Below are 11,174 nucleotides of genomic sequence, written 5' to 3' on the forward strand. Positions count from 1 at the left end.
GGCCTGGTCAGCGGCGGGAGTCTTGAACGCTGTTGCGGTACGCCGCCGGAGTCACGCCCAGTACCCGGCGGAACCAGCGCGTCAGGTGCGCCTGGTCCGCGAAGCCGACCAGGGCCGCCGTCTCGGCCGGGCGGTGGCCCTTCTCCAGTAGGCAGCGGGCCCGGTTCACGCGGTGCTGGGCCAGCCAGGCGTACGGCGGCATCCCCGTGCTCGTACGGAAGGCTCGGAGCAGTTGGTAGCGGGACAGGTCCAGGTCCGCGGCCAGGGCGGAGAGGGAGGGTGGGGAGAGGAGTTCGTCCGTCAGACGGGCTCGGACCGTCTCGGCTATTCGGTCCGCGCCCGGGATTCTGTCGCACACCGGGCGGGCCGTGGAGTGGCGGCGGGCCAGGGCTGTCAGCAGCCATGGGATGCGGGACTCCGCCTCCAACGGGTCCGGGCAGACGCTCAGTTCGGTGTGTGCGAGGCGGAGGGCGGTGGCCAGTTCGGGGTCGTCGAGGACGGGGTCGCGGAAGTGCGGGATGCCGTACGTGCCTTCGGTGAGCAGGGGGACCTCGGCGTACAGGGCGCGGTAGGCGTAGCCGTCGGATGCCGCCGGGCCGCCGGTGTGCGTCTCGCCGGGGGCGAGAACGACTATCGAGCCGGGGCCCGTCTCGATCCGGCCGCCTCGGTAGTCGATGATCTCGGAGCCGCCGACGCAGACGCCGATGGTGAACTCCTCGTGGGCGTGGGGCGCGTAGCGGTGGCGGTCGAAGCGGGCGGTGAGGAGGTCGAGGGGGCGACCGCTCCGGCCGAGGGTCGCCCGGGTCCAGACCGCCTGCTCGCGCCCGCCCATCGACTCACGGCCAGTCGCTGGCTCACCGCCACTCACCGGTTCGCGGCCAGCCGCCTGCCCGTACCCGCCCGGCCGGCGAAGCCCATCCGCGCGCTCACCATCACCCCGTGCCCCCATGGCGTCGTACCTCCTCAGGGGTGCAACGCCCGCGTGCCCTTCTTCCATGCCCCGGCCAGGTCGGCGTCGTCCGGAAAGCGGCCGTGGATCTCCAGGATCACCATCCCGTGGGCGAACGCCCAGGTCGCCCGGGCCAGGTCCATGTCGCCGCCGCAGGCCCGGACGAGGGGCGCGGCGGCGCGGTCCTCCAGGCCGGGTGGGAGGAAGGCGCGAGGCAGGGGGCGCTCGGTGGCCAGGCAGTAGAGGTGGGGGTGTTCGAGGGCGTACTCGCGATACGCCTCGGCCAGGGCCGGGATCGATCCCGGGGCCTGGGTCTCGGCAGCCTCCAGCGCCGCGGCGGACTCGGCGAGCATCTGCGCGATCAGCTCGACCTCCACGGCCGACTTGTCGGGGAAGTGCTTGTAGAGGGACGGGGCCTTGATGCCCAGGTGGTCGGCGAGGGCCCGCATGGTCAGCGCGGCTGGGCCGGACTCCTCCAGGAGCGCCCGGGCCGCCGCTACGATCGAACGGGCTCGTGGCGACAGCCCACCGAACCCACCGCCCTGGGCGCCCTGGCCGCCCTGAGGACCCCGCCTGTCACCGACTTGAGTGCCCCGCCCGTCGGCACCTCGGTCGCCCTGCCCGTCAGTCACGCTGGAAGCCCTCCTTCGTCCGCAGGCCGTAGCCGAAGGCGCGATCGTACGAGATGTGGGCGAGCCAGCCGCACAGGGCCGCGAAGGCCGGGGCCCAGGTGACCGGTCCGAAGGTGTAGAGCGTCATGAGGGCGAGCGGGACGAGCGCTCGGTGGGCGGTGTTGTAGTACGGGACCGCGCGGGGCTGGAGGCGGCCCTTCGCCATCCCGCGCGCTTCGCCGATACCGACCAGGAACGTCAGGTCGGGCGCTATGAAGAACGCGACGGCCAGGAGTCCCGCGAGCCAGCCGTGGTTCATGGCTTCGAGTACGGCGAAGGCCGACCAGAAGAGCGCGTTCAGCAGCCAGGCGGTGCGGCGGGCGACCGGGAGCACGCGGCGGCGCCGGGGGGCGGTGTCCGTGCCCTCGGCGTTCGCGGTGTCGGCGGTGCCGGGCGCGGTGATCGTACTCATTGCTGCCTCCTGCGGCTGGGCGGTCGGGCTGTGCGGCGGGCCGGCCGCGGGCATCTGGCTAACGTCGTTAGCCACGACCCTACGGCTAACACCGTTAGCCGTCAAGGGATGTCCACCGACCCGCGACCCGCCGGGAAGGCCACCGCTTGACCCTGCCGCAACGTCAACGTTTCTACTGAGAGCATGCGGATCGGAGAACTCGCCGCGACCGTCGGCGTCACGACGCGGACCGTCCGGCACTACCACCACCTCGGGCTGCTGCCCGAACCCGAGCGGCGTTCCAACGGCTACCGCGACTACGGCCTGCGGCACGCGGTCATGCTCGCCCGGATCAAACGGCTGACCGAGCTGGGGCTAGGCCTCGCCGAGGTGCGGGACGCCCTCGCGGACGACGCGGGGCGCGATCTCGCCGAGGTGCTCGCGGAGCTCGACGACGACCTGGCCCGCCAGGAGGCGGCGATCCGGGAGCGGCGGCTGCGGCTGCGCGCCCTGCTGGACGGGAGCGGACTGACCGCCGAGGGGCCCGTGTCTCCCGAACTGGCCGAGATCTTCGGCGAGTTGACCCGGAACCCGGAACCGGCGATGGCCGCGAAGGACCGCGAGATGATCGCGTTCCTCGAAACGGTCGCCGCCCCGGAGGACCGCGAGCAACTGCTGTCCGCGATGCGTGCCACCGCGGACGTGCCCGGCGCACTGGAGCGGACGCACGAGGCGTACGCCCTGCTCGACGCGCTCGTCGACGTCGACCCTGCCGACCCCCGCGTCGAGGAGGCCGCCCGCGCCCTCGCCGACTGCCTGCCCGACGAGGCCCTGGAAGGCATGGGCCTCGGCCAACTCGACCTGGAGGGAACCGACATGACCGGCAACGGCAGCTTCTTCCGTGCCTTTCTCGACGACTTCGCCCCCGCGCAGGCCGCGGCGGTCCGCCGGACGATCGAACTGCTCGTGGAGCGTGCGCGATGAGCGCGGCGGCGGACACGGTGACGACGGCGGGCGGTACGCCGGCCAGCAGTACGCCGACGGGCGGCGCCATGCGGGCCGTACGCATCATGCGGCACCCAATCGCCCACGAGGTGCGGCTGCTGGCGAGCATCGGCCGGTGGGTGGCCCGGCGGCCCCACGGCATCGGGCACGGGCGGGCCTTCTCGTACGGGCGCGGCCAGGGCGCGATGATGTTCGGCTTCGGGTTCGTGTCCGTCCTCGAAAGCGTCTGTATGGCGGTGCTCCTGCGGAACCATCCCGCCGTCCACCGGGTCGTGTTCGCGCTCGACGTCTACACACTGCTCCTGATCGTCGGCATGCACGCGGCGTCCGTGACCCGGCCCCATGTGCTCGACGACACGGGGGACGAGGCCTTCCTGCGTATCCGCCGCGCCGCCCACGTCGACGTTCGCGTTCCGCTCGCCGCGATCACCTCCGTACGCCGCGAGTTGGTCACCACGCACGAGAAGCGCGACGGCCGGCTCGACCTGGCCATCGGCGCGCAGACCACGATCACACTCGAACTCTCCTCCCCCGTACGGCACTTCACCTTCCTCGGGCGCCCCAAGGACGTCACCATGATCCGCTTCCACGCCGACGAACCCGAGGCGCTGGTACGGGAGATACGCGCCGCGCTGGAGCCGACTCAAGAGCCCGCGTAGGAACTCACGCGGGAGCGAACAGCACCTTCGCCGAGCCCGGGTCGGCCTGTGTGAGCCGTACCCGCAGCCGCTCCCCCAGCGGCAGCGGCAGCGCTCCGGCCCCTTCCTCGCTCTTGATACGGGCGACGACGGCGGGGGACTCCAACTGGACGGTTCCCACGGTGGGTTCGCGTTCCTGTACGTCCACGACGGTGCCGTCGAAGAGTTCGCCGACGCGGTCCTTGAGCAGGGCCGCCTCGACGATGTCGACGCACTCGCGCTCGGCCGTGCCCGCGCGGCGGGTGCCCTCGGCCATCCGCTTCGGCAGGTCGTCGAGGGCGGCGAGCACCCACTCCGGAGGTTCCTCCCCGGCCGTCGCCGCCAGGCACAGTTCCGAGGCGTAGCGGTCGACCAGGCGGCGGAGCGGGGCCGTGCAGTGCGTGTAGGGCGCGGCCACTGCGGCGTGGGTGGTGAGGTCCGGGATGACGCCGTCCCGGAAGACCGTGTAGCCCGCGCCCCGCAACAGCGTCGTGCACTCCTGGAGGAAGGCCGCGTGGTGGGGCAGGTGCGGGTCCAGGGAACGGATCAGCTCGGCGTACGAGACGTGGTGCGGCCAGTCGATGCGCAGCGCCCGCGCGGTGCGCCGCAGTCGGCCGACAGCGCCATCGGGCGCTGCCGGGAGTGTGCGCAGCACGCCCGTGCCGTACGCGAGCATCAGCTCGGCCGCGGCCATGCCCGTGAGGAGGGAGATCTGCGCGTTCCAGCCGTCGGCGGGGAGCGGGGCGCGGTAGGTGAGTTCGTACGCGCCGTCGCGCTCGGTGATCTCCTGCTCGGGGACGTTGAGGGAGATGCCGCCGCGGGCCACTTCCTGTTGTTCGCGGAGGAGCCCGATGTCCTTGAGGAGGGCGAGCGGTTCCTCGGCGGTGCCCGCGTCGAGCTGCTTCTGGACGGACTCGTAGTCGAGCTTGGCGCGGCTGCGGACGAGGGCGCGGCGGACCTCGGTGGACGTCGGGCGGCCGTCCGCGTCCAGGTCGATCGTCCACAGGACGGCCGGGGAAGTCTGGTCCGGGAGCAGGCTCGCGGCCCCCTCGCTCAGGACCGGCGGGTGGAGGGGGATCTTGCCGTCCGGGAAGTAGAGGGTCGTGACCCTGCGGTGTGCCTCCGCGTCCAGGAGACCGCCCGGTACGACGAAAGCCGCGACGTCGGCGATGGCGTACCGCACGCGGTAGCCGTCCGGGCGGCGGGACAGGTGCATCGCCTGGTCGAGGTCGGTGGACGTCGGCGGGTCGATGGTGAAGAGGGGGACGTCCGTGGCGTCGTACGCCGGAAGCGTGGGTTCGCGGGCGGCCCGTTCCGCCTCGGCGAGCACCCGCGGCCCGAAGGCCTCGGGTACGTCGAGTTCGGTGCGCAGTGCGCGCAGCGCGGCCCGCAGGGGCGCCTCGGCTGCGCCGGTCACACGAATCTGGCGGCGGGGCATACGGCGAGCGTATGGCGGGGTGGGACGGGCGGCACCCCGTAGGCTTGCGCGTACCCCTCTCACGTACCGAATGCCGTGCAGAACCCCGTACAGAACCCACTACCGAACTCCGTACCCACCGCCGTACCGAACGTCCCAGGGAGAACCGCCGTGCTTGTGCTGCTGCCGCCGTCCGAAGGAAAGGCTCCCTCCGGGCGGGGCGCGCCGTTGAAGCCGGAGTCGCTGTCGTTGCCGGGGCTCGCCGAGGCGCGGCAGGCGGTGTTCGAGGAGCTCGTCGAACTCTGCGCGGGCGACGAGGAGAAGGCCCGCGAGGTGCTCGGGCTGAGCGAGGGCCTGCGCGGCGAGGTCGCCAAGAACACGGAGCTGCGGACCGCGGGGGCGCGGCCCGCCGGGGAGATCTACACGGGCGTGTTGTACGACGCCCTCGACCTGGCCTCGCTCGACACGGCGGCCAAGCGGCGGGCGGCGCGCTCGCTGCTCGTCTTCTCGGGGCTGTGGGGTGCGGTCCGGGTGACGGACCGGATTCCCTCGTACCGCTGCTCGATGGGTGTGAAGCTGCCGGGCCTCGGGGCGCTGGGCGCGCACTGGCGGGCGCCGATGGCCGCCGTGCTGCCCGAGGCGGCCGGGAGCGGGCTCGTGCTCGACCTGCGGTCCTCGGCGTACGCGGCGGCGTGGAAGCCGAAGGGGGAGGTCGCGGGGCGCACGGCGAGCGTACGGGTGCTGCACGCGCCGACCCGGAAGGTCGTCAGCCACTTCAACAAGGCGACCAAGGGCCGCATCGTCCGCAGCCTCATGCAGTCCGGTGCCGTGCCTTCGGGGCCCGCGGAGCTGGTGGAGGCGCTGCGGGATCTTGGATACGTGGTCGAGGCGGCGGCGCCTGCGGGGGCGGGGCGGGCGTGGATGCTGGACGTGCTGGTGGACGAGATTCACTGAGTACGCGGGGTTCGCCGGGTGGGGCAGCCGTCGCATGTTGCAGCATGCGCAACGACCTTTGCGCATGCTGCGGGGCGCGGGCAGGATGAGCGCATGGTTTCGCCCCTGCCCTCGTCATCGCTGTCCTCGTCACCGTTGCCCTCGCCGCTGTCCTCGTCCGTACTCGAACTGGCGCCCGTCGTCCCCGTGGTCGTCGTCGACGACGTCGCGGACGCCGTGCCGCTGGCCCGTGCGCTCGTCGCGGGCGGGCTGCCCGCGATCGAGGTGACGCTGCGGACGCCGGTGGCGCTCGACGCGATCCGGGCGATCGCCGACGGGGTGCCGGAGGCGGTGGTCGGGGCCGGCACGGTCATCTCGCCGGAGCAGGTGGCGCAGTCGGTGGCCGCCGGGGCGCGCTTCCTGGTGAGCCCGGGCTGGACGGACGTACTGCTCGATGCGATGAAGGCGTCCGGGGTGCCGTTCCTGCCGGGGGTCTCCACGACGTCGGAGGTCGTGGCGCTGCTGGAGCGGGGCGTGAGCGACATGAAGTTCTTCCCGGCCCAGGCGGCCGGCGGTACGGCGTACCTCAAGTCCCTGGCGGGGCCGCTCCCCCAGGCCCGCTTCTGCCCGACCGGGGGCATCGGCCCGGCCGTCGCGCCGGACTACCTGGCCCTGCCCAACGTCCTGTGCGTGGGCGGAAGTTGGATGCTCCCGCCGGACGCGATCGCGTCCGGGGACTGGGCAAGGGTGGAGACCCTGGCAAGGGAAGCCGCAAGCCTGGGACACACCCCCGGCTGAGGCACGCCCCTTCAGGGGCGCGGGGAACTGCGCAATCCCCCCGACCGACCCGCAGCCAACTCCCCACCCGAGCCCACTCCGAGACCAACCCGCGCTCAACCCCCGCTCAGCGCAGCGCAGACGTGTCGTTGAGCAGCCGCACGCTCGCGTTGCCGTCCCCGTAGTACGCCACCACCGACAGCGACGCCGCCGACAGTTCCATGCGGAACAGGGCCTCCGGCGGGGCGCCCAGGGCCAGCCGTACGAGGGTCTTGATGGGCGTGACGTGGGAGACGAGGAGCACGGTGCGGCCGGTGTGCGCCGCGAGCAACTCGTCGCGGGCCGCGCCCACCCGGTGGGCCACCGCCTCGAAACTCTCGCCGCCGCCGGTGGGTTCGGCGTCCGGGGAACTCAGCCAGGCGCTCATGTCGTCCGGGTAGCGGTCGCGGACCTCTCCGAACGTCAGGCCTTCCCATGCCCCGAAGTCCGTCTCGCGGAGCCCGTCCTCGATTCGCACGTCCAGTCCGAGCCTGGCCGCCACGATCGCTGCGGTTTCGCGGCAGCGGGCGAGGGGGGACGAGATGACGTCCTGTACGGTCCCGCGGGCGGCGAGTGCGGTTGCGACGCGGTCGGCCTGGTCGCGGCCCGTGTCCGACAGCGCGGGGTCGCTGCCGCCGCTTCCCGAGAAACGCTTCTGGGGGGTCAGGGGGGTCTCGCCGTGCCGGAGCAGTACGAAGGTGGTGGGGGTGCCGAGGTCCGGGGGAGCGGCTCCGGCGGTCGGCGCCTCGGAGGCCAGGTTCCGGGCGGCTCGGATGTCGTTGGTGTCGGGGGTGGCGACGGGAGCTGTTCGGGTGCGGGTCGGCTGTGGCTGGTCGCGCAGTTCCCCGCGCCCCTCAAGGGGCGCCACCGAACCCGGCGCTGCCAGCGTCCCCCGTACGTCGGTGGTGCTGGCGGGAGTCGTCTCGCTGCGGGTCCGCTGCGGCTGGTCGCGCAGTTCCCCGCGCCCCTTACGGGGCACTGCCGGCCTCGCGGTGCCCCCCGCGTCCAGGTCTGCCGTCGACTGCGACGGGGACCACTGCTCGCCCCTCTTCCCCGCGTCCATCGCCTCGTTGGCCAAGCGGTCCGCGTGCTTGTTCTCCGCGCGGGGGATCCACTCGTACGTGACCCGGTCGGGCGGGAGGATGGAGCGGGCCTCGGCCGCCAGGGGGCGCATCGCGGGGTGCTTGATCTGCCAGCGGCCGGACATCTGCTCGACCACGAGCTTGGAGTCCATGCGGACCCGCACGGTGGCCGTGGGGTCGAGGTCGCGGGCCGCGCGGAGGCCCGCGACCAGGCCGCTGTACTCGGCGACGTTGTTCGTGGCGACGCCGAGGTACTCCGCCGCCTCGGCCAGAGTCTCCCCCGTCGCCGCGTCGATGACCACGGCTCCGTAGCCCGCGGGCCCCGGGTTTCCCCGGGAACCCCCGTCCGCCTCGACGATCAACTCGCGCAAGCCAGAAGCTCCTTACAGACCCGAACAGGACTCCGCAGACCCCTGCAGACCTCTACAAACGCCTACAGACCCGACTCCGACGTGCGGATCAGGATGCGGCGGCAGTTCTCGCAGCGCAGGACCGTGTCCGGGGACGCCGCCTTCACGTCGTTCACCTCGGTGATGTTGAGCTCCAGGCGGCAGCCCTCGCAGCGGCGCTGGTAGAGGCGGGCCGCCCCGACGCCGCCCTGCTGCTCGCGGAGCTTCTCGTAGAGCTTGAGGAGGTCGGCGGGGACGGAGCCCGCGATGACCTCGCGCTCCTTCGTCGCCGTCGCGGCCTCACCGTCGAGGGACTCCTGCGCGGCGTCCCGGCGGGCCGTCGCGTCGTCGATCTTCGACTGGACGGACGAGACCCGCTCGGTCAGTTCGGCGACCCGCTCCTGCGCGGACTCGCGGCGCTCCATGATCTCCAGGACGACGTCCTCCAGGTCACCCTGGCGCTTGGCGAGGGAGGCGATCTCGCGCTGGAGGTTCTCCAGGTCCTTGGGGGACGTGACGGCACCCGAGTCGAGGCGCTGCTGGTCGCGGGAGGCGCGCTGGCGCACCTGGTCGACGTCCTGCTCCGCCTTGGTCTGCTCGCGGGAGCAGTCGCTCTCCTCGGTCTGGGAGGCGACGAGCAGGTCGCGCAGCTGCGTGAGGTCCTTGGTCAGCGACTCGATCTCGGCGTGCTCGGGCAGCGACCTCCGCTTGTGCGCGAGCTGCTGCAGGCGGGCGTCGAGGGACTGGACGTCGAGAAGTCGGATCTGGTCGGCGGGCGCGGCGTTCAGTTGGGGGCTCCAGGTGAAGGGGAGTGGGAGTTCCACGGGTCGGTGACCGTCTTCGAGACATGGACCCGCAGGTCCCAGCCGTGACGGTCGGAAATCTCGTCGAGCTGGGCGGCGGCCAGCTCGCACCAGGGCCACTCGGTGGCCCAGTGCGCCGCGTCGAGCAGCGCGAGGGGACTGTGGGCGCGGGCTTCCGACGCCGGGTGGTGGCGCAGGTCCGCGGTGAGGAAGGCGTCCACGCCGGCGGCGCGTACGTCGGCGAAGAGGCTGTCGCCGGAGCCGCCGCTGACCGCGACGGTCCGCACCAGCGCCTCGGGGTCGCCCGCGACGCGGATGCCCTGCGCGGTGGCGGGCAGCCGTTCGGCGGCGCGGGCGGCGAACTCGCGGACGGTCAGCGGATGGTCCAGCTCGCAGACCCGGCCGAGGCCCCGTCGGCCGTCGGCGTCGGCGGGGTCCGGCACGAGGGGGCGTACGACGCGGAGGTCCAGGGCTCCGGCGAGGGCGTCGCTCACGCCCGGGTCGGCGCGGTCGGCGTTCGTGTGGGCGACGTGCAGCGCGATGTCGTTCTTGATGAGGGTGTGCACGACGCGGCCCTTGAAGTTCGAGGCCGCGACCGTCGTCGTACCGCGCAGATAGAGCGGGTGGTGGGTGACCAGCAGGTCGGCGTCCAGCTTCACCGCCTCGTCCACGATCTCCTGGACCGGGTCGACGGCGAAGAGTACGCGGGAGACCTCCTGGTCGGGGTCTCCGCAGACCGTGCCGACCGCGTCCCAGTCCTCCGCGCTCGCGGGGGGCCAGAGAGCGTCGAGCGCGGCGATGACTTCAGACAGACGGGGCACGAACAAAAGGCTACCTGCCTTGTGTCCGTGCCCCACCGGTCGCGGGCTACTTGACCAGCTGTGACCGGGCGACCCCGCAGCGGGCGGTCCTGGCCTGGGCAATCCCGGTCCGGGCAATCCCGGTCCGGGCAATCCTGGTCCGGCCACTTCGCGAGGTGGTCGTGCTGTCGTCGTCCTACTTGGCGAGGAAGCCCTTGAGGTCGTCGAGGACCTCGCCGGCCGCGGTGACGCCGAGGCCGAGGTACCAGGTCTCGTCGGGTACGTCCTTGGCCTGGCCGCCCTTGACCGCGCCGAGCTTCTTCCAGAGCGGGTTGTCCTCGGCGGTGGCGCGGTCGGTCTTCTTGGCGTCGCCGTAGACGCCGGTGAAGATCCAGTCGGCGTCGGCGTCGTCGATCCTCTCCGGGCTGATCTCCGCCGCGAGGTCGTTGATCTGCTGGTTCTTGGGGCGCGGGATGCCGACGTCCTCAAGGATCGTGCCGATGAAGGACGCCTTCGCGTAGAGGCGGATCATGCCCGGCAGGTAGCGGAGCATGGTGACGGTCGGCTTGTCGGGGCCGAGTTCGTCGCCGAGGGCCTTGGCCTTCTTCTCGTACGCGGCGAGCTGGGTCTTCGCCTCGGCGGTCCTGTCCAGCGCCGCCGCGTTGAGGAGGTAGTTCTCCTTCCAGGTGAAGCCCGGACGGATGGAGAACACGGTGGGGGCGATCTTGGAGAGCTGCGGGTAGAGCTTGGCGGCGCGCAGTTCGCTGCCGAGGATCAGGTCGGGCTTCAGGCCCGCGATCGGCTCCAGGTTGAGGGCGTTGATCGTGCCGACGTCCTTGGGGCTGCCCGCGTCCTTCTTCAGGTACGAGGGGATCCCGGCCGAGCCCTCGGTGGGCGCCCAGCCGACGGGCTGCACGCCGAGGGAGACGACGTTGTCGAGCTCACCGACGTCGAGGACGACCACGCGCTTGGGCCTGGCCTTCAGCTCGGTCTCGCCCATCGCATGCTCGATCGTGCGCGGGAACTCGCCGGCCTTGGCCGTGGTCCCCAGCTTGGCCGTCTCCTCGGCCGCCTTCGCGAAGTCCTCGCCGCCNNGCCCGACCCGCAGGCGGCGAGCGAGAGAACGGCCGCCACGGCGAGGGCGACGGCGGCGGAACCGCGGCGTCGTAGGGACATCAGGCACACACTCCGGTGGTTCATGGTCCGGTACGAGATCGGGCCCGGGCCGAGGTCGGCGTCGG

The 11,174-nt window shown here is 72.4% G+C and carries 12 protein-coding genes; 4 read left to right on the forward strand and 8 right to left on the reverse strand.

The genetic code is table 11. The annotated features are described in order from the left end of the window. Positions 1 to 7: 7 nt before the first annotated feature. The 3 genes from AOK17_RS16320 to AOK17_RS16330 form a co-directional block, all read right to left on the reverse strand. A complete protein-coding gene (locus AOK17_RS16320) occupies positions 8 to 832 on the reverse strand; it encodes an AraC family transcriptional regulator (protein ID WP_055613196.1) in 825 nt (274 codons plus the stop codon). A gap of 131 nt (positions 833 to 963) precedes the next feature. Next, positions 964 to 1,473: a TetR/AcrR family transcriptional regulator gene (locus tag AOK17_RS16325; protein ID WP_055613204.1), complete on the reverse strand. Its 510-nt coding sequence runs from the start codon at positions 1,471 to 1,473 to the stop codon at positions 964 to 966. 100 nt (positions 1,474 to 1,573) lie between these two features. Then, a complete protein-coding gene (locus AOK17_RS16330) occupies positions 1,574 to 2,032 on the reverse strand; it encodes a DUF4260 family protein (protein ID WP_079053056.1) in 459 nt (152 codons plus the stop codon). A 183-nt stretch (positions 2,033 to 2,215) separates the two neighbouring features. Between AOK17_RS16330 and AOK17_RS16335 the strand changes: the two genes are divergently transcribed. Then, positions 2,216 to 2,995: a MerR family transcriptional regulator gene (locus AOK17_RS16335; RefSeq protein ID WP_055613197.1), complete on the forward strand. Its 780-nt coding sequence runs from the start codon at positions 2,216 to 2,218 to the stop codon at positions 2,993 to 2,995. A gap of 68 nt (positions 2,996 to 3,063) precedes the next feature. Beyond that, a complete protein-coding gene (locus tag AOK17_RS16340; protein ID WP_055613206.1) occupies positions 3,064 to 3,675 on the forward strand; it encodes a hypothetical protein in 612 nt (203 codons plus the stop codon). Between the two features lie 4 nt (positions 3,676 to 3,679). On the opposite strand, the gene AOK17_RS16345 is transcribed toward AOK17_RS16340, so the two are convergent. Further along, a complete protein-coding gene (locus AOK17_RS16345) occupies positions 3,680 to 5,131 on the reverse strand; it encodes an RNB domain-containing ribonuclease (protein WP_055613198.1) in 1,452 nt (483 codons plus the stop codon). A 150-nt stretch (positions 5,132 to 5,281) separates the two neighbouring features. Here AOK17_RS16345 and yaaA point away from each other — a divergent pair, with 150 nt between their 5' ends. After that, a complete protein-coding gene (gene yaaA, locus AOK17_RS16350; RefSeq protein ID WP_055613199.1) occupies positions 5,282 to 6,064 on the forward strand; it encodes a peroxide stress protein YaaA in 783 nt (260 codons plus the stop codon). A gap of 93 nt (positions 6,065 to 6,157) precedes the next feature. Then, a complete protein-coding gene (gene eda, locus AOK17_RS16355) occupies positions 6,158 to 6,841 on the forward strand; it encodes a bifunctional 4-hydroxy-2-oxoglutarate aldolase/2-dehydro-3-deoxy-phosphogluconate aldolase (protein ID WP_055613200.1) in 684 nt (227 codons plus the stop codon). 106 nt (positions 6,842 to 6,947) lie between these two features. Here the strand turns inward: eda and AOK17_RS16360 are convergent, their stop codons facing one another. The 4 genes from AOK17_RS16360 to AOK17_RS16375 form a co-directional block, all read right to left on the reverse strand. Further along, positions 6,948 to 8,312, reverse strand: coding sequence for a bifunctional RNase H/acid phosphatase (locus AOK17_RS16360; protein WP_055613201.1), 1,365 nt, complete (start codon positions 8,310 to 8,312; stop codon positions 6,948 to 6,950). 62 nt (positions 8,313 to 8,374) lie between these two features. Then, positions 8,375 to 9,118 (reverse strand): zinc ribbon domain-containing protein, encoded by a 744-nt coding sequence (locus tag AOK17_RS16365; protein WP_206190771.1) that lies wholly within the window; start codon positions 9,116 to 9,118, stop codon positions 8,375 to 8,377. Continuing rightward, entirely contained in the window at positions 9,115 to 9,954 is an 840-nt protein-coding gene (locus AOK17_RS16370) for a Nif3-like dinuclear metal center hexameric protein (RefSeq protein ID WP_055613208.1), read from the reverse strand. The genes AOK17_RS16365 and AOK17_RS16370 overlap by 4 nt, the downstream gene beginning before the upstream one ends. 175 nt (positions 9,955 to 10,129) lie before the next feature. Beyond that, the coding region (locus AOK17_RS16375) for an ABC transporter substrate-binding protein (protein WP_245697191.1) at positions 10,130 to 11,026 on the reverse strand (897 nt) is incomplete at its 5' end. Positions 11,027 to 11,174: the final 148 nt, after the last annotated feature.

Source organism: Streptomyces phaeochromogenes (genome assembly GCF_001418655.1).
In the GTDB taxonomy this organism is placed as follows: Bacteria; Actinomycetota; Actinomycetes; order Streptomycetales; family Streptomycetaceae; genus Streptomyces; species Streptomyces phaeochromogenes.

Bases quoted from the DNA above. Each gene is read 5' to 3' on its own strand.
- AOK17_RS16320 (WP_055613196.1), bottom strand. From the start codon at position 832: ATGGGCGGGCGCGAGCAGGCGGTCTGGACCCGGGCGACCCTCGGCCGG.
- AOK17_RS16330 (WP_079053056.1), bottom strand. From the start codon at position 2,032: ATGAGTACGATCACCGCGCCCGGCACCGCCGACACCGCGAACGCCGAG.
- AOK17_RS16335 (WP_055613197.1), top strand. From the start codon at position 2,216: ATGCGGATCGGAGAACTCGCCGCGACCGTCGGCGTCACGACGCGGACC.
- AOK17_RS16340 (WP_055613206.1), top strand. From the start codon at position 3,064: ATGCGGGCCGTACGCATCATGCGGCACCCAATCGCCCACGAGGTGCGG.
- AOK17_RS16345 (WP_055613198.1), bottom strand. From the start codon at position 5,131: ATGCCCCGCCGCCAGATTCGTGTGACCGGCGCAGCCGAGGCGCCCCTG.
- eda (WP_055613200.1), top strand. From the start codon at position 6,158: ATGGTTTCGCCCCTGCCCTCGTCATCGCTGTCCTCGTCACCGTTGCCC.